Here is a 23,031-nt window from a genome sequence, read left to right as displayed (position 1 = left end):
TTGTCTATGCCCGTCAAGGTGAAGATCGATTTCGTGTCCGATGTGGTGTGCCCGTGGTGTGCCATCGGCCTGAGCTCGCTGCTGCAGGCCATGCGCGCAGTGGAGGAGGAGATTCAGGTCGACCTGCACTTCCAGCCGTTTGAATTGCATCCCGACATGGGGCCTGAAGGCGCGGACATCAACGAGTACCTTGCAGCCAAGTACGGCATGAATGCGGAACAGCTGGAGCAATCCCGCCGCACCATTGAAGAGCGCGGTGCAGCCGTGGGCTTTACGTTCCGTCTGAACCAGCGCTCGCGTACCTGGAATACCTTCGATGCACACCGCCTGCTGCACTGGGCCGGGTTGCAGGGGCACCAGCTGGCGCTCAAGCGCTTGCTGCTCGGGGCTTATTTCAGCGAAGGCAAGAACCCCAGCGACGCGGATACCCTGGTGGCGCTGTGCGTGCAGGCCGGCCTGGATGCCACCTTGGCGCGCCAGGTGCTGGAGCAGGGCACTTACGGCAAGGAAGTGCGGGCCATCGAGCAGTACTACCAGCAGCGCGGTATCCACTCGGTGCCGGCCATCGTCATCAACGACCGCCACCTGATCTCCGGTGGTCAGCCGCCTGAAGTGTTCGAGCAGGCCCTGCGCCATATCGCTTTGCGCGAACAGGAACACGCTCCCAGTGGAGCTTGAGTCAGCCTCACTGCTGTTGCAGCGTCGGCGTTGGCTGGCTTTGGCGGCAGCATCGGCGGCGGGTGGGGTGTTTCCCTCAAAGGCATGGTCCCAACCCCGCTGGCGCAGTGACCCGTTTGCCCTGGGCGTGGCCAGTGGCAACCCGGCGGCAGACTCGGTCGTGCTGTGGACGCGTATTGCACCGCAGGCCCTGCCTGCCGATGCCGGCAACGGCGTGGTGGTGCAGTGGGAGCTGGCTGACGATGCGGCTTTTTCCCGCATCCGCCAGCGTGGCAATACCCAGGCCCTGGCGGAACTGGGTTGGAGCGTGCACGTGGAGCCCGCAGGGCTGGAACCGAACCGCCACTACTTCTACCGCTTTCATGCTGCCGGTGCCACCTCGACGGTAGGGCGCACGCGCACGCTGCCCGCCAGCACCCAGTTGCAGCCACTCACCCTGGCCTACGCTTCCTGCCAGAAATGGGAAGACGGCTACTTCACGGCCTGGCGCCATCTGCGCCAGGATGCCCCCGACGTGGTGCTGTTCCTGGGCGACTACATCTACGAATACCCGGGTACCAGCAGCAAGCTGCGCACACCGGGTGGCGGTTGGGTGCTCACCCTGCAGCAGTACCGGGCGCGCTACGCCCTGTACAAGACCGACCCGGACCTGCAGGCCATGCACGCCGCCTGCCCCTGGGTGCTGACCTGGGACGACCACGAGGTACAGAACGACTATGCGGGCGTGAACCCTGGCGACGGCGTGCCGCCCGGTGGTTGGGATGCGCTGGGCTTCCTGGGCCGCCGTGCTGCCGCCTACCAGGCCTACTACGAGAACATGCCGCTGCGTGCCTCGGTGCTGACCAAGGCGGTCGCCGGGCTGGCGCAAGGGGCAGAGATGCGCATCTATGGGCGGCTGGACTGGGGACGCTTGGCTTCGCTCTATTTGCTCGACACCCGCCAGTACAAGGATGCCCAGGCCTGCACCAAGGATGGCAAGTTGGGCTCGGGCTTGGTTTCACCGGGGCGTTGCCCGGCATGGGCCGACCCGCAGCGCAGCATGCTGGGTCTGGCGCAGGAGCAATGGCTCCAGGCGCAGTGGGCGCAGGCGGCTAGCCGCGGTAGCGTGTGGAACGTGCTGTGCCAGTCCACCCTGTTGGGCCAGCGCGACTTCGCCGCCGAGGGTTCGGGTCAGCGCTTGTGGAACGATGGCTGGGACGGCTATGCAGCAGCACGCAGCCGGCTAACCCAGGCACTGCAGACGCATCGCGTTGCCAACCCGGTCGTGCTGGGGGGCGATGTGCACGAAAACTGGGTCGGCCATGTGCTGGCCGACTATGCAAGACCGGATAGCGCGGTGGTGGGCGTGGAGTTCTGCGGCACCAGCATCACCTCCCATGCGGGCAGGGAAGACCGCACCGCCCAACAGCTGGAGCGCAACCCCCATTTTGTGTTTGCCGACTCTCGTCACCGGGGCTACGGCCTGGCCCGTTTCGACGAGCGCCAACTGTCGGTGCAGCTTCGGGTGCTGGACGACGTGACGCGCCAGGACGCGTCCATTTCCACGCTGGCGGGTTTTCGGGTGCTGGCGGGGGTGCCACGGGTGGAACGCACGGGCTGAGGTGCCTGCACTCAACACGACGCTCGCGATGCGTTTGCCTGACCATCATGGTCATAAGGGATGCATCCGCACCGTCTTGCGGCTAGACCGCGAGTGATCCACTCATCGCCATGGGGGCATGGTCAATTGCTTGCGTGCGTCGCAGCTCTGCGCAGTGCCGCGCGGGCCAATAGACGTGTAGAGTCCAGCGTTGGCAAAGGGGAGTTCTTGTCGTCAATGATCAGCGGGATCTCGGTACACCCCAAGACAACGGCATCACAGCCCCGCTGCTTCATTCCGTGGATGACCTGCTGAAAGCGGGCGACGGTTTGTGGGCGGAAGACGCCATTGACGAGCTCATCCATGATGAGGCGCCCCATGTCGTCACGCTCCGTGTCCGTGGGGCGCACGTACTCTAGCCCCCGAGCTCGCAACTTCTCGGGGTAGACCTCGCTGGAAACCAACCAGCGCGTACCGGTAATGCCAAGCTTGCAATAGCCGCGCGCAACTGCTTCTGATGCGACCACGTCGGCGATGTGTAGCCAGGGAAGCGGCGACGAGGCGGCGACCCGTGAGAAGGCGCTGTGAATCGTGTTGTCCGGACAGATCAGAAAGTCGGCACCAGCCGCTGCCAGCTTTCTGGCGGAAGTGAGCATCAGGTTCGCAACGCCGTCCAGGTCATTGGCTTCCAAACACGCTACGTAGTCCGCCAGTGATAAGGAGTGAAGGGAAACCTCCGGGTGAGCATGTGGACCGAGAAGCGCAGCGCCTTCTGCGCAGATCGTGCGATAGCAAAGGGCCGCACCTTCGGCAGAGCAGGCAACAATTCCGATGTGTAGAGGAGTGGGCATCCCACGGGCTCCCTCAAGTCGCCCGCAGCTTGGTCGGCTTGCGCTTCTTCTTGCCCACGCCCATCATGCCCCAGACCTGCTTGGCAAACACCCACAGGCCCGGTTCCTTGGGTTTGGTGGGCTGGCCGCGGCCGATGCGCTTGAGCTGGCCGGTGTACCAGCTGATCTCCAGCAGGCCCATCTTGTCGATGGCGGAAATGCCGGTCCTGATGGGGCGCACCACTTGTTCCGGGTTCTTGCCAGCCAGCAGGCGGTTGGGCACATCGGGCTCCACCGCCATGATGCGGGCGATGCCCACCATGTCCACCGCACCGGAGTCGATGGCCTGGGCCATGCCCTTGGCGGTGCGGAAACCACCCGTCACCACCAGCGGCGTGTCGACCGCAGCGCGGGCTTTTTCCGCGAACTCCAGAAAGTAGGCTTCGCGCGCCTTGGTGCTTTCCTTCACCGGCTCCTTGGAGGTCTTCACGCCCGTCATGGCCGGGGCCTCGTAGGTGCCGCCCGAAATCTCGATCAGGTCGATGCCTGCGGCCGCCAGGGCGCGGATGGTGTCGAGCGACTCTTCCTCGGTAAAACCACCACGCTGGAAATCGGCCGAGTTGAGCTTGATGCCCACCGGGAACTTTGACCCCACGGCTTCGCGGATGGCGCGGTACACCTCCAGCACGAAGCGGCGGCGCTTCTCGGGCGTACCGCCCCAGGCGTCGGTGCGCTGGTTGTGGTGGGGAGAGAGGAATTGGCTGACGAGGTAGCCGTGCGCGCCGTGGATCTGCACGCCGGTAAAGCCAGCGTCCTTCACGGTTTTGGCCGCGAGGGCAAAGCGGTCCACCAGGGCTTGCACCTCGTCCGCCGTCAGTTCTCGCGGAGTCGGAAAGAAGGCCTGCATGTCCTTGCGAAACGGAATCGCCGATGGCGCGACGTTTTCCCGGTTGAGCCCCTTGGGTGCCTGCTTGCCGGGGTGGTTGAGCTGCACCCAGCACTGCGTCTTGTTGGCCGTGGCAGCCTTGGCCCAGGCCTGCAGTTCCTTGAGGTGCTGCGGTCCTTCGATGATCACGTTGCCGGGCTCGCCCTTGGCACGCTTGTCGATCATAACGTTGCCAGTGATGCACAGGCCGATGCCGCCAGCAGCCCAGGCGCCATACAGGCGAACCAGTTCCGGCGTGGCCGCACCGTCACGGGTGGCCAGCGCTTCGGACATGGCGGACTTGAGCAGGCGGTTCTTGACTTTGACGCCGCAGGGCAGGGTGAGTGATTGGCTAAGCGTAGTGGTGGCAGGCATGGCGCGGCTTCCAATTCAGGCGGTTTGCAGGACTTCGAGCAAGCGGTCCAAGCCGCCGCTGTTGATGGCCACCTGCGCTTTCACCCGGACCGAGGGTTTGGCGTGGTAGGCCACGGACAGGCCGGCCACACCCATCATCGGCAGGTCGTTGGCACCGTCACCCATGGCGATGCACTGGGAGGGCGCAATGCCCAGCAGGGTGGACACTTCCAGCAGGGTGCGGCGCTTTTCGGCGCCGTCACAGATGTCGCCCCAAGGTTGGTCAACCATGCGCCCGGTCAGCTGGCCACAGTTGGGGCCACTTTCCACTTCGAGCACGTTGGAGCGGGCAAAGTCGATGCCCAGCCGTTCACGGATGCGGTCGGTGAAGAAGGTAAAGCCGCCGGACACCAGCAGCACCTTCAGGCCGGCGGCCTTGCAGGCCTTCACCAGCGCCTCGGCACCGGGGTTGAGTTGCAGGCGCTGGGTGTAGACCTCTTCCATGTGGGCCACGGTCACGCCCTTGAGCAGCGCCACGCGCTGGCGCAGGCTGTCCTTGTAGTCGGTGATCTCGCCGCGCATGGCCGCTTCGGTGATGGCCGCCACTTCGGCCTTGCGCCCGGCGGCATCGGCAATCTCGTCCACGCACTCGATGTTGATGAGGGTGGAGTCCATGTCGAAGGCGATGAGCTTGTAGTCGCTCAGCTTCAAGGCTTGGGGCAGGTTCTGGACGACGAGGCCGGGGGCAATTTCCTGGGGTGTGGACATGGTTCTTGGTTCAAGTTGCTATGTTTTGGGTAGCTGCTTACGCAATGGATATGCGGGCTGGAGGCAGATTTTTCATGTTATTCAGGCTGCGGCTACGGGCGTGCCCAGCGAGCGCAGCACATCGCGCACCATCTGCACGCGGGCTTTCACCTCGGGCAGCTCACGCTCCACGCGCAGCTTTTCGTTGCCCACCAGCTTGATGTGCTTGTTCTTTTGAATGAGCGCAATCACGCCCATGGGGTCGATGGGCGCGTCTTTCTTGAAGGTGATGTTGATGACGCCCGGCGCCGCATCCACCTTCACCACACCATAGGGCTGGCTGATGACGCGCAGGCGGTGGGTGTCGATGAGCGTCTGGGCCTGGGCGGGCAGCTTGCCGAAGCGGTCCACAATTTCTTCCAGCAGGCTGTCCACCTGGGCAGTGGTCTTGGCCGTGGCCAGCTTTTTGTAGAACGACAGGCGCAGGTGCACGTCGCCGCAGTAGTCGTCGGGTAACAGCGCCGGGGCGTGCAGGTTGATTTCGGTGGTGGCGTGCAGCGGGGCCAGTAGGTCGGGCTCCTGGCCGGCCTTGAGGCAGCGCACCGCTTCACTGAGCATTTCGTTGTACAGCTGGAAGCCCACTTCGAGCATGTTGCCGCTCTGGTTTTCACCCAGCACCTCACCGGCGCCACGAATTTCCAGGTCGTGCATGGCCAGGTAAAAGCCGCTGCCGAGTTCTTCCATCTGCTGGATCGCGTCCAGCCGCTGCTGGGCCTGCTTGGTCAGGCCTTCCACATCGGGCACCAGCAGGTAGGCGTAGGCCTGGTGGTGGCTGCGGCCCACGCGCCCGCGCAGCTGGTGCAGCTGGGCCAGGCCGAACTTGTCGGCGCGGCTCATGACGATGGTGTTGGCCGTGGGCACGTCGATACCGGTTTCGATAATGGTGGAGCACAGCAGCAGGTTGGAGCGCTGCGCCGTGAAGTCGCGCATCACGGCCTCCAGCTGGCGCTCGGGCATCTGGCCGTGGGCCACGGCAATCCGCGCTTCGGGCAGCAGCTCTTCGAGCTTGGCACGGCGGTTCTCGATGGTCTCGACCTCGTTGTGCAGGAAGTAAACCTGGCCGCCACGCTTCAATTCACGCAGCACGGCTTCGCGGATGACGCCATTGCCCTCGGTACGCACAAAGGTCTTGATGGCCAGGCGCCGCTGCGGCGCGGTGGCGATGACAGAGAGGTCGCGCAGGCCCTCCAGCGCCATGCCCAGCGTGCGCGGAATGGGCGTGGCCGTGAGCGTGAGCACGTCCACCTCGGCGCGCAGGGCCTTCATCTGCTCTTTGTGGCGCACACCGAAGCGGTGTTCCTCGTCGATGATGAGCAGGCCCAGGTTCTTGAACTGGGTGGCCTCGCTTAGGAGCTTGTGCGTGCCGACCACAATGTCCACCGTACCGTCGGCCACGCCCTTGAGCGCAGCAGTGATTTCCTTGGCACTGCGAAAACGGCTCATCTCGGCAATCTTGACCGGCCATTTGCTGAAGCGGTCTACCAGCGTTTGGTAGTGCTGTTCGGCCAGCAGCGTGGTGGGTGCCAGGAATGCCACCTGCTTGCCGCCGGTCACGGCTACAAAAGCCGCACGCAGGGCCACTTCGGTCTTGCCAAAGCCCACGTCGCCGCACACGAGGCGGTCCATGGGGCGCGGCGAGATCATGTCCTGGATGACGGCGTGAATGGCCGCCTTCTGGTCGGCGGTTTCCTCGAAGCCGAAGTCGTTGGCAAACGCCTCGTAGTCGTTCGGGCTGTAGCGGAAGGCGTGGCCTTCGCGGGCGGCGCGGCGGGCGTAGATGTTCAACAGCTCGGCGGCGCTGTCGCGCACCTGTTCGGCCGCCTTGCGCTTGGCCTTGTCCCACTGGCCCGAGCCCAGCTTGTGCAGCGGCGCTTCGTCGGCGCTCACGCCGGTGTAGCGGCTGATGAGCTGCAGCTGGCTCACGGGCACGTAGAGCGTGGCCTTGTCCGCGTACTCCAGGTGCAGGAACTCCTGCAGGGCCGGGTTGCCCGCTTCGTCCTTGTTGCCCACATCCATGTTGATGAGGCCGCGGTAGCGCCCGATGCCATGGGCGCTGTGCACCACGGGGTCGCCCACATTGAGCTCGCTCAGGTCCTTGATGAGCGCTTCGACGTCGCTGACCTGTTCCTGCTTCTTGCGTCGGCGCGTGGTGGCGCTGGCGGCGAACAGCTCGGTCTCGGTGACGAAGTCGATACCCGCTTCCACCCACGAAAAACCGGCGCCCAGGGGCGAGGTGGCAATGCCCAGCTTCTCGTCGCTGGTGCGGAACTCGTCGAGCGAGTCGAACGCGGGTGGGTCGAGTTTGGATGCGCGCAGGAAGTCGAGCAGGCTTTCCCTGCGTCCGTCGCTCTCCACCAGGATCAGCACGCGCTGCGCCGTGTTCGCCAGGTGGCGTTGCAGCTTGGTCAGCGGCTCTTCCACGCCGCGCAGCACGGCCAGGTCGGGCAGGGGGGCCAGCTCCGCGAACGGGCTTTCGGTGCCAATTTGGCCTTCAGCCTCTGTGGATACTGCGTGAGCAGCTCCTGCTTTGATAGCGAGCTGGGCGTAGGCCCGGGTCAGGCCGTAAAACTGCTCCACGCCCAGGAACAGGCTCTCGGGCGGTAGGGCCGGGCGTTCCGGGTCGCCTTGCACTAGGCGGAAGCGTTCCTTGGTGTCCTGCCAGAAGTGCTGGATGGCGGCTTCCAGGTCGCCGTGCAGCACCACCGTGGCCTCGGCGCCCACGTAGTCGAACACCGTGGCGGTTTTGTCGAAGAACAGCGGCAGGTAGTACTCGATGCCGGCCGTAGCGACACCGTTGCCCATGTCCTTGTAGATGCGGCTCTTGGTCGGGTCCCCGTCCAGCAGTTCGCGCCAGCGGCTGCGGAACTTGGCGCGGGCCGCGTCGTCCATGGGGAATTCGCGCCCGGGCAGCAGGCGCACTTCGGGCACCGGGTACAGGCTGCGCTGGCTGTCGGGGTCGAAAGTGCGGATCGAGTCGATCTCGTCGTCGAACAGGTCCACGCGGTAGGGCACCAGCGAACCCATGGGGAACAGGTCGATGAGGCTGCCACGCACCGCGTATTCGCCGGGGCTGACCACCTGGCTTACGTGGTTGTAGCCGGCCATGGAGAGCTGGGCCTTGAGCTTGGCCTCGTCAAGCCGCTGCTTGGCCTTGAACTCGAAGGTGTAACCCGCCAGGAAGGACGGCGGCCCGAGCCGGTACAGCGCCGTGGTGGCCGGCATGAGGATCACGTCGGCCGAGTCCTTGCCGCGCTGACCATCCCGGTTCAATATGCGCCACAGGCTGGCGAGTCGCTCGCTGACCAGGTCCTGGTGCGGGGAAAAGGTGTCGTAGGGCAGGGTTTCCCAGTCGGGGAACAGCACACAGCGGATGTCGGGTGCGAAGAAGGCAATCTCTTCCACCAGACGCTGCGCATCGGTGGCATCGGCCGTCACGATGGCCGTGGTGCGGCCGTGGGCATTTTCACGTTGGGCCAACTGGGCCAGCAGCAGGGCGTCGGCGTTGGCCGGGGGGTGGGGCAGGGTGAAGCGCTTGCCGGCTTGAAGTTTGGGTAAATCCATGTCGGGGGTGATTTTAGAATGGGGGGCTTGGCCCCTGAGCGCGCCCAACTACCTACTTCTCTGCCTTCCGCCGTGAACCCACCCACTGATACCGTCGCTCCACGCCTGTGGGCCTTGCTCCCCTGTGCCGGCAACGGTTCGCGCTCAGGTGCCGCCGGCCCCAAGCAATATGCCCCGGTGGCCGGGCAGCCCATGGTGCTGCATACCCTGGCCGCCTTTGCGGCAGTCGAACGCTTGGCGGGGGTGCTGGTGGTGGTGAGCCCGGGAGACGAATTTTTTGACAAGCGTCCATCGGCTACGTTTTTTGTAGCGCCTTGCGGAGGTTCCACGCGGGCCCAGAGTGTTTTGAACGGTCTGGGGGCACTGTCGGCCCAGGGTGCCGCGGAAACGGACTGGGTGCTGGTGCACGATGCCGCACGCTGCCTCGTCACACCGGCCCAGATCAATGCCCTGATCGACGCTTGTCTGCCCGATGCCGTGGGTGGATTGCTGGCCTTGAAGCTGCCCGACACGCTCAAGCGCGAAGAGGGGGGGCGTGTGGCCGAGACGGTGGACCGCTCCGACAAGTGGCTGGCGCAGACCCCGCAGATGTTCCGCCTGGGCGCTCTGCGCGATGCACTGGTGGCGGCCGGTGATGCGGTGACGGATGAGGCCAGTGCCATGGAACTGGCGGGCCACGCCCCCTTGCTGGTGGAAGGCAGCGCCCAGAACTTCAAGGTGACTTACCCGCAGGACTTTGCGCTGGCCCAGGCCATCCTTGCGCAGCGCTAGCGGCTCAGGGTGTGCGGAGGCGCACCAAATTGGTGTGTCTTTCACGGATTCTCCGGTGTTCTGCTGCAAGATCCGTTATCGTTGCTGCCGTCGTTGTTGTTTCAGTTACAAGCTTTGGGAGCCCGTTCGATGCGATTGAAGACACGCCTTTATGTTTTGCTGGTGGCAGCCATTCTCGGGCTGGTGTTTGTCGGCGCGGTTGGTGTCTATAACGCGCGCCAGCAGGCCAGGTTTGGGGAGCAGGCGGCCAAGGTGACGAGCGTGGTACGGGCCCACATGCAGGCTGACATGATGCACGACGCCATCCGGGGAGATGTGCTCAATGCCTTGCGCCTGTCCGGCACCAGGTTCACCCCCGATGATCGCAAGGCTGTGGAAGCAGAGCTGGCAGAGCACCGCAAGACGATTGAGGAGTCGATTGCGTTCGTCGGTAAGGAGGGCGTGGGTGGCAATGGTGCTCAGCTGGACCCTGTGGTGGCCGCGCTCAAGCGCTACGAAGAAGCTGCAGCCCTGGTCGTCGATGCGGCTTTCAGGGACAAGTTCTCTGCCGAAGCGCTCTGGCCGGAATTCGAGGAACAGTTCGGTGCGCTCGAGGATGCGATGGGCAAGCTCGGTGACTCGATCGAACAGCGGGCAGCGCTGGTGCAGGTTCAAGCGCATGAGCAAGGTCAGCAGTTGCTGGCTCTCAACTGGGGTGTCATCGCGGTTGGCGCTGCTTTGCTGGTGGTTCTGGGGCTGCGCACCGTGGCGTCGATCTACCTCCAGTTGGGGGCCGATCCCATGGTGGCAGCAGCTTTGGCCCAGGAAGTGACGCAGGGCAATCTGGACCAAGCGCACCTGCGTGCCAATGCCAAACCCGGCAGCCTCATGGATTCTCTGCACCAGCTCGCGACCCGGGTGCAAGCCATTGTCGAAGGCGTCAATTCCCTGGCGCAGGCGCAGCAGCGTGGTCAGTTGCAGGCACGCATGGATGCCGGCAGCCTTCCCGGCCAATTTGGGCGCATGGCTGAGGAAGTCAATGCACTGGTGGCAGCGCAGAACCGTGATCTGCAGACCGTCAGTGCGCTGGTGGAAGCCTATGGCTTGGGTGATTTTTCGCAGTCGTTGCCGGCTCAGCCCGGAGACAAGGCAGCCATTGCGCACCAGCTGGAGCGGGTGCGCCAGGCTTTGGAGAGGAATGCGAAAGATGCCGAATACAACGCCCGCATCAAGAGTTCACTGGACAGCGTGAGCTATCCGGTCCGGGTGTGCGATTCCGATGGAACCATCATCTACATCAACAAGGCGCTGGAGCAGCGTTTCCATGCAGACCGGGAGGCATTTGCGCGGCAGGTTCCGGGCTTCGATCCAGAGCGCATCATAGGCAGCAGCATCGGTGCTTTCTATGCCGAACCATCGGCTGCACTGGCCCGTCTGCGTGGATTGCGGGAGACGGTGAAGACCCAGATGGTCCTCGGAGGGCGGACTTACGAAATCACCACCAGCCCCGTGGTGGATGGGCAGGGTGTTTCGATCGGTTCGGTCGGCCAGTGGAACGACATCACCGAGCAGCTTGCCACGGAAAAGGAGATCAACGCCCTGGTGGAGGCGGCTGCACGCGGTGATTTCAGCCTGCGAATCGATGCCGGCAACAAGGACGGGTTCCTCGGTACTCTGGGACGTGGAATGAACACCCTCATGGACACCAGCGAGCAGGGACTGCGCGACGTCTCCAAGGTACTGACCGCGATGGCGCAGGGAGACCTGACGCAGCGGGTGTCGCGCCAGTACGAAGGGCTGTTTGGGGAACTCAAGGACAGTGCCAACACGACTGCGGACAACCTGACGCGCGTGCTGGGCCAGGTGCGCAGTGCTGCAGATGCCCTGATGGATGCCTCCGGTCAGGTGAATGCAACGGCCCAGGCCCTGAGCCAGTCGGCCAGCGAGCAGGCTGCCAGTGTCGAGGAGACCACGGCACAGATGGATCACATGGCTGCATCGGTGGACCAGAACAGTGACAACGCCCGGGTGACGGATGCCATGGCGTCCAAGGCCAGTGCCGATGCGTCGGAGGGTGGCAGGGCAGTAGGCGCCACGGTGGTGGCCATGAAGCAGATAGCGGGCAAGATCAGCATCGTTGACGACATAGCCTACCAGACCAACCTTCTGGCCCTCAATGCGGCCATCGAAGCTGCGCGTGCAGGGGAGCATGGAAAAGGATTTGCCGTGGTGGCGGCCGAGGTGCGCAAGCTGGCCGAGCGCTCCCAGGAGTCGGCCAAGGAGATCAGTGAATTGGCGACCCAGAGTGTGTCCACGGCCGAACGTGCAGGAAAAATGCTGGGCGACATTGTTCCGGGTATCCAGAAGACCAGCGAGTTGGTGCAGGAGATCGCAGCGTCGAGCAAGGAGCAGAGCGAGTCCGTGTCCCAGATCGGCTCTGCCATAGGGCAGCTCTCGCGCATCACGCAGCAGACCGCGAGTGCATCGCAGCAGCTTGCTGCTACCAGCGAGCAGCTCAATGGTCAGGCCGAACAGCTGCAAAGCAGTGTCGCCTTCTTCAAGACCGAACAAACTGCCGCGGTGCGTCCAGCGGTTCCCCACCTGCGTGAGCGCCGCTCTCCCAGCCCCCGAATTGGCCACTCCGGCGTCCTGTCGTCCGGTTCACGCGCCGCAAGCGCAGGAAACTTCAAGCCCTATTGATGCCCCAAGCGGAGCGGGGTTGAGCGCCACCTACCGTGTGGCGTCTCGCGGGAAAAGCCGGTGCAGGTCGACGAGTCCTTCAGGCCAACGCGACTTGCTTGCCCATCCATTTCAGGACATTGGCGAAGATGGTTTCCCGGTTCTCTTCGTTGAAGTTTTCGTGGAAGTTCTTTGGGTAGTAGTGGAATTCCAGCAGGGCTGCCGGGATGGTTGCCAACAGCGTTTGCGATGCCTGGGGGTTGGCGAGCTTGTCATCGCCAGCCACCACGGCAAATACCGGATGGCGCACGGAGGACAGCCCGCCTTGCAGCGCTGACTGGGCCTTGAGCAAGGAGGTTGCAAAACGGAAGCTTGCTTCGCTGGCGCGGATATTGTCCTTCTCGTCGGTGTAGTGGCGCGCAGTGATCTCCTTGTCATGGGTCAGCACATCGGTGACCGGTTCCATCGGTACCTTGGCTGTGGGGAATAGCGCGGCCAGCACCCCGGAGAGGGCCAGCATGATCTTGGGTACCTTGACGGCGTTGACGTAGTAGGGCGAGGATAGGATGAAGCCCCGGATGTCTGCATCATTGTTGAATCGCCCCAAGGCCAGATGGGTAGCAATCAGCGCGCCCATGGAGTGCCCCATGACGAAGATCGGCAGCCCGGGGTATTGCGACTTGATCCATTGCAGCAGCAAGCCTGCATCGCTCAGGAAGGTGTCGAACCCCGGTATGTCGACGCGCTTCTTGCCATCGTGCCCATGCATGTCGAAGCTGACCGTGGCAATGCCATGGGGGCGGAAGTACAGAGCGGGTGTCACGTAGTCACCGGCATGCGCCATGCCACCGTGGATGGCCAGGATCACGGCCTTGGGAGATTCGGGTTGCCAGATGTGGATAGGTCGCTGTACGCCGTCGCTGCAGGTCAGCTTGTCAAGCTTGTCTTCGGAAAAACGCATGGGGGAGATCCTTTCGTGCGCTACAGTCTATCCGTGCGCCCGCCGAAAGATTAGGGCGTTTTCCCTGATGAAGTGAGGCAGAAGGCATGGTTCAGATGCGCGTTGGTGAAGGATGGGACATTCATGCCCTGGTCGAGGGGCGGCCTTTGGTACTAGGTGGCGTCACGATTCCGTACCACAAGGGCTTGCTTGGACACTCCGATGCCGACGCCCTGCTGCATGCGATCACGGATGCGATTCTGGGGGCCGCCGGGCTGGGTGATATCGGACGCCACTTTCCCGACACCGACCCGCAGTTCAAGGGTGCGGATTCCGGCGTGCTGCTGCAGGAAGCGGTGCGGCGGGTGGCTGAGCGCGGCTTTGCCATTGTCAATGTGGATTCCACCGTGGTTGCGCAGGCACCCAAACTGGCGCCGCACATGCCGGCCATGCGCTTGCGCATCGCCGGGTTGTTGGGGGTCGACGCGGATCAGGTGAACGTGAAAGCGAAAACGGCCGAGAAGATGGGGCCGGTCGGTGCGGGAGACGCCATGGAGGCCCGCGCCGTTGCCCTGCTGTGCAAGCCCTGAATCAGCCCGACTTCTTCAGGCGGATGCGCACCGCCAATCCACCACCGGTGGAGTTGGCAAGCCACAACTGTCCGCCCATGCGCTGCACCGTCTTTTCCACGATGGCCAGGCCCAGGCCAGCGCCATTGGCTGCCGTGCGTGCCGTCTGGCCACGGAAGAATGGCTGTGTCAGGTGGGCCAATTGTTCCGGTGCCACACCCAGACCATGGTCGCGCACCTTGATGTGCACCCACTCGCCCTCCGGGCGTGCCGTGATGTCGATGTTGGCCACGCCGGTATCGGGGGACTTGCCGTAGCGGCAGGCGTTTTCCAGCAAGTTGGATACCACGCGGCCGAGCTCGACCCGGTCTGCCATCACCTGCAGCCCTGGCAGCGTGTCGACGTGGACGTTGACGTTGTCCTGCTTTTCGAACGGGAATGCTGCATTGAAGATCACATCATCGACGTCGACGTTCTCCAACGCGGTCTTACCGGGACGCGCGTAGTCGAGGAACTTGTCGATCACGGCGTCAAGCTGGGCGATGTCGGCTGCCATGTGCGCGCGGGCGTCGAGGTCGCTGACGCTGAGCTCGGTCTCAAGCCGCAGGCGAGCCAGCGGTGTGCGCAGGTCGTGGGAGATGCCTGCCAGCATGACGGCACGCTCCTGCTCCACCTTGGCCAGTTGCTGGGCCATGCGGTTGAAGCCCATGTTGACCTCACGAATCTCGCTGGTATAGACCTCCTCGTCCAGCATGCTGGCGTCGAAATCCCCTTCGCGCACCCTGCTGGCAGCGAAGGACAGCTGCTTGAGCGGTCGGTTGATCAGGCTGGCGATGGCTGCTGCCCCCGCCAGGGACAGTGCCGCGGCTGCGAACAGCCAGATGGTCCATGTCTTGCCACCTGCTGTGTCGAAGCGTGCCTCATCGGCCAGCAACCAGTAATCATCGCCATCGATGTCGAAACCGATCCACAACCCTTTCTGACCATTGACTGCGCTGGCCATCGTGGTGTTGGCCCCCAGGCGTTGAAGCAGCTCCTTGTGGATCGTGTGTGACAGGGTGTCGCTGCCAAAGGCGTCGATGCGGTCATCCGGTTCCCGAACCACGATACGCAAACCTTCCTCCTGGGCCATGGTCTTGAGCAGTGAAATGCGTGCGATGGCGTCTGCATGGACCAGCGCGGCACGGCTCAGGTTGACCTGGGACGCGAGCTGCTGGGCGGTCTGGCGGGCGCGCGGTTCAAGTTCCAACGATCGCCACGTCTGCAACCACGCCAGAATGCTCCCCAACAACAGCACTGCGAGCAACAGGAACGTGCGCCAGAACAGGCTCATGGCCCCGGCGGGGGGCTTGATGGCACTGGCAAGCGAGTGCGCCGCAGGGTGGGCGTCAAGCGGGACAGCGTCGGTGTCGTCCACCACGGTGGTCGGTGTGCGGTGCTTAGCCATGGGCCGTTCAGGAGGCCGCGCCGCCGTCCGGGACGAAGACGTAGCCGACCCCCCACACGGTCTGGATATAGCGCGGCGAGGCCGGGTCGTCCTCCAGCATCTTGCGCAGGCGCGACACCTGCACGTCCAGGCTGCGATCAAAAGGCTCGAATCCCCGTCCGCGGGAAAGCTGGGCCAGTTTTTCCCTGGACAGCGGAATGCGGGGGTGCCTGACCAGGGTCTTGAGCATGGCAAATTCACCCGTGGTCAGGTTCAGGGCCTGCTCGCCACGGTGCAGGGTGCGCGCTGCCAGATCCAGCGTGAACGGGCCGAACTGGACGGTTTCGGGTTCGGTGGAGGGGGCGCCCGGCACTTCAGAGGCGGGCTTGCGCCGCAGTACGGCATGGATGCGGGCCAGCAGTTCGCGTGGGTTGAAGGGCTTTCCCATGTAGTCGTCGGCGCCGATCTCCAGGCCTACGATTCGGTCCACGTCTTCCCCTTTGGCCGTGAGCATGATGATGGGAACCTGTTCGTTGGCGGCGCGCAATCGGCGGCAGATCGACAGGCCATCTTCGCCCGGCATCATCAGGTCCAGGACCACCAGGTCCATGGTCTCACGCTGCAGGATGCGGTTGAGCGCGCGGCCATCTTCAGCCGTGAGCACCTCGAAGCCTTCCTGCTCCAGAAAGCGCTTGAGTAGTTCACGGATGCGGGTGTCGTCATCGACGACCAGGATTCGGCTGGGGCGTTTGGGCGGCGTATGCATGATGTTGGACAATTCTGGGACGAAGTATGCCAATGCGCGCCAGCCCTGTCGGTGCACAGTCTGGGGCCTTTGCATGCAGTTACAAAAGGTGCATTGGATTATGCGCGCGGGTGCCCACACTGTGGGTAATCTCACGCAATGGGGTACGTAGGACTATGAGGCAGATTTTGGTCGGACTGGTGTGCTGCATGGTGGCCATGGGCTGGGCGCAACCGGGTCCCGGTGGTGGCCATCCGAGCGGCGGTGATCGTTCCCAGTCGATCGAACGCTCGCCTTCCCACCAGCGTGAGGAACTCCGGGAGTTGATCCGCGCCCAACGCGTGGCCACACGCGACGAAGAGCGGGCCCAACGCCCGCAGGAGCGACCTCCGCGTCAGCTCAGTCCACAGGAAAGGGAGTTGTTGCGAGAGCAACTGCGCCAGCAGCGCCGAGAACAGCGCAGCCAGCCATAATAAGCCCGCTGTACCCGTTGGAGTTTCGCTCTTTTTTGGGTCTTTCCAAGTTTCGCAGCAGACATACCGGTGTCATACTCGGGTCTTCTATCTCCCGTAGTCTGACCGATGGCTGAGTCACCGCAGTTTTCCAACTCCCGCCCCAATCCTGCCGCGGTACGTGGGGCCGCTTTGGGGCGGTTCGAGTTGCGCAAGCGCTTGGGGCAGGGGGCCCAATCCACCGTCTACCTGGGTTTCGACCCGCGCTTGGAGCGCGAAGTCGCGATCAAGGTCATGCGCCTGGGCTCGGGGTCCGACGAGCATGCGGTGTCCCAGTGGCTGCAGGAAGCCCGCAGTGCCGGGCGTGTCACACATCCGAACATCGTCCCGGTCTACGAGGCGGATATCCAGGACCGCCAACCTTACCTGGTGTTTGAGTACGTTGATGGCCGGACGCTGGCAGCGATGCTGAAGGAGTCCGGCGCCATGCCTGCGCCGGCGGCGGTAGCCCTGGTGTTGGACGTTCTGGATGCGTTGGCCGCTGCGCACACGGCGCAGGTTGTGCACCGCGATCTCAAGCCCAGCAATATCCTGGTCGACAAGGCGGGTCGAGCCCGCGTCATGGACTTTGGCATTGCCGCGCGCATTCGTGACGCGAGCAGCATGGCTCCAGATACCCCCAGCGGCGGAACGCCTGGGTACCTCTCGCCCGAGGCTGCCAGCGGCGCAGCCCCCGCGCCGTCAATGGATATCTTCTCGGTCGGGATGGTATTGGCCGAGATGCTGCTCGGTGCCCCATTGATCGCCGAGCAGGATCCGTATCGGGCGATCTACCGTGTCCTGCACGAACAGCTGATGTTTCCTGCCCAGGCAGGCCTGGACGTGGATGAACGGCTGCGCTCGATTGTCACGCGGGCCCTCGCCAAGGATCCACGCCAACGCTACCCGAGTGCCCGGGCATTCATGGCCGAGTTGGAATCCTGGTCGAAGTCGGGCACCGACGCCCAGCAGCTCGAATCCCAGACCAAGTCTGCCAACAACCGTGACACACTCGATTTCCTGCTGCGGCGGATGCGCCACAAGAGCGACTTTCCTGCCTTGTCCGAGTCCATCGTGCGTATCCAGAGCATGGCCACGTCCGACAAGGAAAGCATCAATTCGGTCACCAACGAGATCCTCAAGGATGTGGCGCTGACCAACAAGCTGCTACGGCTGGTCAACAGCGCCCAGTTTGCGCGGGGTGGCAGCATTTCCACGGTCTCCCGTGCCGTTTCCCTGGTGGGATTCAACGGCATCCGCAACATGGCGCTGAGCTTGGTTTTGCTGGAACACATGTCAGATAAGGCGCATGCGGCGCAGCTCAAGGAAGAATTCCTGCGCTCGCTGATGGCAGGTTCCATCGGAGCCGAGCTCTGCCCAACCGTTCGCGAGAGCGAGGAGACCTTCATCGGCGCCATGTTCCAGAACCTGGGAAGGCTGCTGGTGCAGTACTACTTTCCCGAGGAAGCCAGGGCGGTACGCACTTTGGTGCAGAACACCCGGGAACCCGTGACCGAACAGGCCGCTGCGATCAACGTGCTGGGGATGAGCTTCGAGGATCTGGGGCAGGGCATTGCCAAGGCCTGGGGTCTGCCGACCTCGCTGGTGCGTTGCATGAGCAAACCGCAAGGGGCACCGCCGCAAACGGCCCCGGCGGATGCCATGGAGCGTCAGCGCTGGGTGGCCATGGCGGCCAATGACATTGCTGATGTGCTGCTGCATGCCGAGCCCCAGGACGTGGAGCGCAAGATCGAACAGGCCGCAGCGCGTTACGTGCGCGCCATGGGCCTTTCGCCCAAAGACGTGCAGGCGGCTACGGTGAAGGCCCGCAAGAAGCTGGTCGAGTTGGCTTCGGCCATGGAAATCCGCGTGGCGCCGCAGTCTGCCGCCGCCAAGCTGCTCCAGGTGCCGGCCGAGTCCACTGAACAGGGGAGCGCGGAGGCGTCGCCAGCTCATGGGTCCTTGTCGGGCTTGGAACTGCAGGCGACCCACACCCGTATGGCGGACGCAGCGCATGCTGGTGCGGACGCAGCGGTGACTAGTTTGCGCGCAGCAATGGGCGAAACTCTGGCTGCCGGCATTCAGGACATCACCAATGCCATGGTCGAAGACTTCAAGCTCGTCGATGTGTTGCGCATGATCCTGGAAACCATGTTCCGGGCCATGGAACTGGACCGCATCATTTTCTGCATGCGCGATGCGAAAACGGAAATGATGACCGGGCGCTTTGGCTTGGGGCAGGGTGTGGATGCGCATGTCAAGACCTTCCGCACCCACCTCAAGGCCCCCACCCCGGACCTGTTTGCCATTGTCTGCAGCAAAGGGGCAGACACCATGATCAGCGACGCATCAGAGGCCCGCATTGCACAGCGGCTACCGAACTGGTACCGCGCTGGGTTGAACGCACCCGCCTTCCTGTTGCTGCCGTTGCAGATCAAAGGTGGGCCTTTCGGACTGATCTATGCCGACAAGGTGCAGCATGGCAGCCTGGTCCTGGATGAAAAGGAACTGGCCCTGTTGCGCACCCTGCGCAACCAGGCTGTGATGGCCTTCAAACAATCGCAGTGATTTTTGTGACTGCTATCAGTTTGGTAGCTTCACGCGCAATTTTTGCGTTGGTTGTCGGCTGAAAGTCCTCGAAAAAGTGGCCTGGTGGCGCTATTGGGCGGTCCAGCCGCCATCCATGTTCCAGGCCACACCGCGCACGTTGTTGCCGGCCGGTGAGCAGAAAAACACGGCCAGGGCTCCGAGCTCCTCGGGCGTGGTGAACTGCATCGAGGGCTCCTTCTCTCCCAGCAACTTCTTGGTCGCTTCCTCGTTGCTGATGCCCAGGGCCTCGGCTTTGGCATCGACCTGCTTCTGCACCAGCGGTGTCAGCACCCAACCCGGACAGATCGCGTTGCAGGTCACGCCCGTGGTGGCGTTTTCGAGCGCAGTGACCTTGGTCAGGCCCACCACGCCGTGTTTGGCAGCCACGTAGGCAGACTTTTCGGCAGACGCCACCAGGCCATGGATGCTGGCGACGTTGATGATGCGGCCCCAGTTCTGCGCCAACATGGCGGGCAGGGCCAGGCGCGTGGCGTGGAATGCGCTGCTGAGGTTGATGGCCAAGATGGAGTCCCAGCGTTCCACCGGGAAGTTCTCGATACGCGACACATGTTGGATACCGGCGTTGTTCACCAGGATGTCGACGCGGCCAAACTCCTGGGCGGCGTAGGCCATCATGGCCTCGATCTCCTGGGGTTTGCTCATGTCAGCGCCGTGGTAGCGTACCTGCACGCCGTGGGCTGCGATGGCTGCTTTTGGTCCCTCGGCGTCGCCAAAGCCGTTCAGGACAATGTTGGCCCCCTGCGCCGCCAGTGCGTGTGCGATGCCCAATCCGATGCCGCTGGTGGAGCCGGTAACGAGTGCAGTTTTTCCTTGAAGCATGGTGTCTCTCTCGTGAAGTTTGCGGAAGTGATCCGGTACGATGGCAACATTATCAAAGGCCCCATTGCACCATGCCTGAACCTAAGCTGAATTACGTACTTTGCCCTGACAGCGGTGCAGGGCACCGCATGGCGTATTGGTCCTGGGGTGCTGACGATGCGCCGCATACCGTGGTGTGTGTGCATGGCCTGTCGCGCCAGGGGCGGGATTTTGACGTCCTGGCCCAGACCCTGCTGGAGCGCAGCAAGGGCCGTTGCCGCGTGATTTGCCCGGACGTGGTCGGGCGCGGCCAGAGCGACTGGCTGGCGGATGCCATGGGCTATCAGGTTCCTACCTACGTGGCGGACATGGCGGCCTTGTTGGGCCAGTTGCGGGCACTATCGGTGGATTGGGTCGGCACCAGCATGGGGGGGCTGATCGGCATGGGCGTCGCTGCGTATGGTCCCGCCCTGGGGGTGCAGGTTAATCGTCTGGTGCTCAACGACGTGGGCCCGACCTTGCAGTGGGAAGCGATCCAGCGCATTGGTCAGTATCTGGGCAGGAATATGGAATTTGCCAACCTGCAGCAGGCCGCCGATGCCATGTGGGCGGTGTCGACCTCTTTCGGCCCGCACACGCCAGAGCAATGGCTGGCGCTGTCGCGCCCCATGGTCAAGTCCCTCGGCGATGGCAGTGCGCGTGTGCGCTTGCACTATGACCCGGCCATTGCCGAACCCTTCCGCCACGTCACCCAGGCATCGGCGGCCGACGGTGAAGCCTTGCTGTGGCAGACCTACGATGCGATTCGCGCATCCACGTTGCTGTTGCGCGGAGCAGATTCGGATCTGCTGTCACCTGCCACCGCGTCTGCGATGACCCAGCGTGGACCGAAAGCCCGTCTGGTGGAGTTTGCAGGAGTAGGCCATGCGCCTACGCTGATTGCTCCTGAGCAGGTCGAGGTCGTGGTGCGCTTTCTACTTCAGGAACACGGTTTTTCATGAGAAGTCTGTACACCGAGCCGTCGCTGGAGCGCCCTGCTGCGGTGATTGCGGCCACGGCCGATAGCCTGCCAGCGCACAGTGGTGCGCTGGAGCGTGCCCGCGCATTCGCTGAACCACTGATTGCCAGTGAGGTGCTGGACACGGGCGAAAACATCCTGGCCCACGCCGATGCCGTGGCGGCGATCCTGCGCCAGATTGGTGGCTCGGAAGCGATGCAGGCGGCGTGTTACCTGGTCTATGCCTGTGACCATCTGCACAAGCCCCACGAGGTGATCTCCAAGGCCTTTGGCGACAGTTTTGCGGACTTGGCCGTTCAGACGACCAAGCTGGTGCAGTTGCAGCGCATGGCCCGGGTGGCACAGAACGCAGCCACACGCACCAACGCGCCCATGGCGCAGACGTCAGCTACCCAGACCGAGAGCGTGCGCAAGATGCTGCTGGCGTTTTCGCGCGATCTGCGTGTGGTGATGCTGCGACTGGCCTCGCGCATGCAGACGCTGCGTTTCTATGCAGCCAGCAAGCAGCCGGTGCCTCCAGGCCTGGCGCAGGAATCGCTGCAGGTCTTCGCGCCGCTGGCCAACCGCCTGGGCATCTGGGAAATCAAGTGGGAAATGGAGGATCTGTCATTCCGTTTTCTGGAGCCGCAGACGTACAAGGAAGTGGCCCACCTGCTGGAGGAAAAACGGGTGGAGCGCGAGGCCAGTGTTGAAGCCTTGCGGCAGGAACTTGCCCAAGAATTGGAACGCCATGGCATCCACGCCAAGGTGCAGGGGCGCCCCAAGCACATCTATAGCATTGTCAAGAAGATGCGTGGCAAGTCCCTGGCGTTTGACAAGGTGTTCGACGTGCGCGCCTTGCGCATCGTCGTGCCTTCGGTACCGGACTGCTATGCCGCACTGAGCTATGTGCATGCGCTGTACACGCCGATCACCAGCGAGTTTGACGACTACATCGCGAAGCCCAAGGCCAATGGCTACCAGAGCTTGCACACCGTGGTGCGCGACACCGCAGGGCGGCCGATCGAAGTGCAGCTGCGCACCCAGGCCATGCACGATTACGCCGAGCACGGCGTGGCTGCCCACTGGGCCTACAAGGAAGCCGGCGCCAAAGGCTATGCCGGCGTCAGTGCGACCGGGGCCTATGAAGCCAAGATTGCCGTATTGCGCCAGCTGCTGGCCTGGGAGCGTGATTTGGCCAGCAGCCAGGAAAGTCACCCGGGCGAGGTGGTGCTGGACGACCGGATCTACGTGCTGACACCTGACGCCGCCATTGTGGAGTTGCCGCAAGGTGCCACGCCGGTGGATTTTGCCTACAGCGTACATACCAACCTGGGACACCGCTGCCGCGGCGCGCGGGTCGACGGGGCCATGGTTCCGCTGCAGACGCGGCTGCAGAGCGGTCAGACTGTCGAGGTGGTGGCAGCCAAGGAAGGCGGGCCGTCGCGCGACTGGCTCAACCCCGAGCTGGGCTACCTCGCCAGCCACCGTGCCCGCGCCAAGGTGCGCGCGTGGTTCAATGCCCTGGCCATGGAAGAAACCATGGCCAAGGGGCGCGAGGCGGTAGAGAAACTGCTGCAGCGCGAAGGCAAGACGGCGATCAAGCTGGATGATCTTGCCGCTCAGTTGGGCTTTTCAGATGCCAATGCCTTGTTCGAGGTGGTGGGCAAGGACGAATACTCGCTGCGCAACATCGAGACCCTCTTGCGCCCTGTGGAGACTCCAGTTTCCGATGACCAACTCGTGCTGCGCAAGGCGCGGTCCAGCGGCGGCAACGGCAAGGGTGGGGTACTGGTCGTGGGCGTGGATTCGCTGATGACCCAGCTGGCAAAGTGCTGCAAGCCGGCCCCGCCTGATCTGATCAGCGGTTTCGTGACGCGTGGGCGGGGGGTCAGTGTGCACCGCGCCGACTGCCCGAATTTGCGCAATATGGTGCAGCGCAGCGCAGACCGCCTGGTGGATGTGGAGTGGGGCGTACCTTCGGGCGCAAGAGGGGCTGCGGTCTACCCGGTGGACGTGTCGGTGCAGGCGGTGGATCGGCAGGGCCTGTTGCGCGACATCTCCGAGGTGTTTGCCAAGGAGAAGATGAATGTCATTGGCGTGCAGACGCAGTCGATCAAGGGGGTGGCCTGGATGACCTTCACGGTGGAGGTCTCGGACTCCAGCCGATTGCCCAAGGTGCTGTCGCAGGTGTTGGAGCTGCGTGGCGTGCAAACCGCGCGCCGACGTTGAATCAGGGGTAGTGTCCGGCTGCTATGAAAAGACTAGCAGTGCCCCCAGACTTTGCGCAGG

At 63.6% G+C, this 23,031-nt stretch carries 17 protein-coding genes; 9 read left to right on the top strand and 8 right to left on the bottom strand.

The features are described from left to right. Nucleotides 1-6 precede the first annotated feature (6 nt). Both RQP54_RS12870 and RQP54_RS12865 read left to right on the top strand, forming a co-directional pair. Complete coding sequence (locus tag RQP54_RS12870) at nt 7-678, top strand: DsbA family oxidoreductase (RefSeq protein ID WP_315678731.1); 672 nt, start codon at nt 7-9, stop codon at nt 676-678. Then, entirely contained in the window at nt 668-2,278 is a 1,611-nt protein-coding gene (locus RQP54_RS12865; RefSeq protein WP_315678730.1) for an alkaline phosphatase D family protein, read from the top strand. Before RQP54_RS12870 ends, RQP54_RS12865 begins: the two co-directional genes overlap by 11 nt. A gap of 122 nt (nt 2,279-2,400) precedes the next feature. Here RQP54_RS12865 and RQP54_RS12860 read toward each other — a convergent pair whose 3' ends face one another. The 4 genes from RQP54_RS12860 to mfd form a co-directional block, all read right to left on the bottom strand. Beyond that, a complete protein-coding gene (locus RQP54_RS12860; RefSeq protein ID WP_315678729.1) occupies nt 2,401-3,108 on the bottom strand; it encodes an aspartate/glutamate racemase family protein in 708 nt (235 codons plus the stop codon). 13 nt (nt 3,109-3,121) lie between these two features. Beyond that, nucleotides 3,122-4,387, bottom strand: coding sequence for an NADH:flavin oxidoreductase/NADH oxidase family protein (locus RQP54_RS12855; RefSeq protein ID WP_315678728.1), 1,266 nt, complete (start codon nt 4,385-4,387; stop codon nt 3,122-3,124). 15 nt (nt 4,388-4,402) lie between these two features. Then, the gene (serB, locus tag RQP54_RS12850; protein ID WP_315678726.1) at nt 4,403-5,134 is read right to left on the bottom strand and encodes a phosphoserine phosphatase SerB; all 732 of its coding nucleotides are present in this window, start codon (nt 5,132-5,134) and stop codon (nt 4,403-4,405) included. Nucleotides 5,135-5,215: 81 nt separating this feature from the next. Beyond that, nucleotides 5,216-8,734 carry a transcription-repair coupling factor gene (gene mfd / locus RQP54_RS12845; protein WP_315678725.1) on the bottom strand — a complete coding sequence of 1,173 codons (3,519 nt, stop codon included), beginning with the start codon at nt 8,732-8,734 and terminating at the stop codon, nt 5,216-5,218. 18 nt (nt 8,735-8,752) lie between these two features. Here mfd and ispD point away from each other — a divergent pair, with 18 nt between their 5' ends. Further along, on the top strand, nt 8,753-9,505 hold the full coding sequence (gene ispD, locus RQP54_RS12840) for a 2-C-methyl-D-erythritol 4-phosphate cytidylyltransferase (RefSeq protein WP_409997566.1): 753 nt from the start codon (nt 8,753-8,755) through the stop codon (nt 9,503-9,505). Nucleotides 9,506-9,634: 129 nt separating this feature from the next. After that, a complete protein-coding gene (locus tag RQP54_RS12835) occupies nt 9,635-12,184 on the top strand; it encodes a methyl-accepting chemotaxis protein (RefSeq protein WP_315678723.1) in 2,550 nt (849 codons plus the stop codon). A gap of 79 nt (nt 12,185-12,263) precedes the next feature. Here RQP54_RS12835 and RQP54_RS12830 read toward each other — a convergent pair whose 3' ends face one another. Next, on the bottom strand, nt 12,264-13,124 hold the full coding sequence (locus RQP54_RS12830; RefSeq protein WP_315678721.1) for an alpha/beta fold hydrolase: 861 nt from the start codon (nt 13,122-13,124) through the stop codon (nt 12,264-12,266). A gap of 95 nt (nt 13,125-13,219) precedes the next feature. On the opposite strand from RQP54_RS12830, the gene ispF reads away from it, so the two are divergent. Continuing rightward, nucleotides 13,220-13,693 carry a 2-C-methyl-D-erythritol 2,4-cyclodiphosphate synthase gene (gene ispF / locus RQP54_RS12825; protein WP_315678835.1) on the top strand — a complete coding sequence of 158 codons (474 nt, stop codon included), beginning with the start codon at nt 13,220-13,222 and terminating at the stop codon, nt 13,691-13,693. A gap of 1 nt (nt 13,694) precedes the next feature. Here the strand turns inward: ispF and RQP54_RS12820 are convergent, their stop codons facing one another. Both RQP54_RS12820 and ompR read right to left on the bottom strand, forming a co-directional pair. Next, a complete protein-coding gene (locus RQP54_RS12820; protein WP_409997565.1) occupies nt 13,695-15,119 on the bottom strand; it encodes an ATP-binding protein in 1,425 nt (474 codons plus the stop codon). A 7-nt stretch (nt 15,120-15,126) separates the two neighbouring features. Next, the gene (gene ompR, locus RQP54_RS12815) at nt 15,127-15,864 is read right to left on the bottom strand and encodes a two-component system response regulator OmpR (protein WP_315678720.1); all 738 of its coding nucleotides are present in this window, start codon (nt 15,862-15,864) and stop codon (nt 15,127-15,129) included. A 155-nt stretch (nt 15,865-16,019) separates the two neighbouring features. Between ompR and RQP54_RS12810 the strand changes: the two genes are divergently transcribed. Next, nucleotides 16,020-16,316: a hypothetical protein gene (locus RQP54_RS12810; protein ID WP_315678719.1), complete on the top strand. Its 297-nt coding sequence runs from the start codon at nt 16,020-16,022 to the stop codon at nt 16,314-16,316. Nucleotides 16,317-16,424: 108 nt separating this feature from the next. Then, on the top strand, nt 16,425-18,902 hold the full coding sequence (locus RQP54_RS12805) for a protein kinase domain-containing protein (protein ID WP_315678718.1): 2,478 nt from the start codon (nt 16,425-16,427) through the stop codon (nt 18,900-18,902). 90 nt (nt 18,903-18,992) lie between these two features. Here RQP54_RS12805 and RQP54_RS12800 read toward each other — a convergent pair whose 3' ends face one another. Next, a complete protein-coding gene (locus RQP54_RS12800; RefSeq protein ID WP_315678717.1) occupies nt 18,993-19,763 on the bottom strand; it encodes a 3-hydroxybutyrate dehydrogenase in 771 nt (256 codons plus the stop codon). 71 nt (nt 19,764-19,834) lie between these two features. On the opposite strand from RQP54_RS12800, the gene RQP54_RS12795 reads away from it, so the two are divergent. Further along, nucleotides 19,835-20,743, top strand: a complete 909-nt coding sequence (locus tag RQP54_RS12795; RefSeq protein WP_315678716.1) for an alpha/beta hydrolase — start codon at nt 19,835-19,837, stop codon at nt 20,741-20,743. Beyond that, the gene (locus tag RQP54_RS12790) at nt 20,740-22,971 is read left to right on the top strand and encodes a bifunctional (p)ppGpp synthetase/guanosine-3',5'-bis(diphosphate) 3'-pyrophosphohydrolase (protein WP_315678715.1); all 2,232 of its coding nucleotides are present in this window, start codon (nt 20,740-20,742) and stop codon (nt 22,969-22,971) included. The genes RQP54_RS12795 and RQP54_RS12790 overlap by 4 nt, the downstream gene beginning before the upstream one ends. The last annotated feature ends 60 nt before the right edge of the window (nt 22,972-23,031 follow it).

The sequence above is a fragment of the Curvibacter sp. APW13 genome, from assembly GCF_032337135.1.
Classification (GTDB): domain Bacteria; phylum Pseudomonadota; class Gammaproteobacteria; order Burkholderiales; family Burkholderiaceae_C; genus Allorhodoferax.
This window is presented reverse-complemented; position numbering and strand designations above follow the sequence as displayed.

Coding starts and splice junctions, on each gene's coding strand:
- RQP54_RS12870 (WP_315678731.1), top strand. CDS start 7: ATGCCCGTCAAGGTGAAGATCGATTTCGTGTCCGATGTGGTGTGCCCG.
- RQP54_RS12860 (WP_315678729.1), bottom strand. CDS start 3,108: ATGCCCACTCCTCTACACATCGGAATTGTTGCCTGCTCTGCCGAAGGT.
- RQP54_RS12855 (WP_315678728.1), bottom strand. CDS start 4,387: ATGCCTGCCACCACTACGCTTAGCCAATCACTCACCCTGCCCTGCGGC.
- serB (WP_315678726.1), bottom strand. CDS start 5,134: ATGTCCACACCCCAGGAAATTGCCCCCGGCCTCGTCGTCCAGAACCTG.
- mfd (WP_315678725.1), bottom strand. CDS start 8,734: ATGGATTTACCCAAACTTCAAGCCGGCAAGCGCTTCACCCTGCCCCAC.
- ispD (WP_409997566.1), top strand. CDS start 8,753: ATGGGGGGCTTGGCCCCTGAGCGCGCCCAACTACCTACTTCTCTGCCT.
- RQP54_RS12835 (WP_315678723.1), top strand. CDS start 9,635: ATGCGATTGAAGACACGCCTTTATGTTTTGCTGGTGGCAGCCATTCTC.
- RQP54_RS12830 (WP_315678721.1), bottom strand. CDS start 13,124: ATGCGTTTTTCCGAAGACAAGCTTGACAAGCTGACCTGCAGCGACGGC.
- ispF (WP_315678835.1), top strand. CDS start 13,220: ATGCGCGTTGGTGAAGGATGGGACATTCATGCCCTGGTCGAGGGGCGG.
- RQP54_RS12820 (WP_409997565.1), bottom strand. CDS start 15,119: ATGGCTAAGCACCGCACACCGACCACCGTGGTGGACGACACCGACGCT.
- ompR (WP_315678720.1), bottom strand. CDS start 15,864: ATGCATACGCCGCCCAAACGCCCCAGCCGAATCCTGGTCGTCGATGAC.
- RQP54_RS12810 (WP_315678719.1), top strand. CDS start 16,020: ATGAGGCAGATTTTGGTCGGACTGGTGTGCTGCATGGTGGCCATGGGC.
- RQP54_RS12805 (WP_315678718.1), top strand. CDS start 16,425: ATGGCTGAGTCACCGCAGTTTTCCAACTCCCGCCCCAATCCTGCCGCG.
- RQP54_RS12800 (WP_315678717.1), bottom strand. CDS start 19,763: ATGCTTCAAGGAAAAACTGCACTCGTTACCGGCTCCACCAGCGGCATC.
- RQP54_RS12795 (WP_315678716.1), top strand. CDS start 19,835: ATGCCTGAACCTAAGCTGAATTACGTACTTTGCCCTGACAGCGGTGCA.
- RQP54_RS12790 (WP_315678715.1), top strand. CDS start 20,740: ATGAGAAGTCTGTACACCGAGCCGTCGCTGGAGCGCCCTGCTGCGGTG.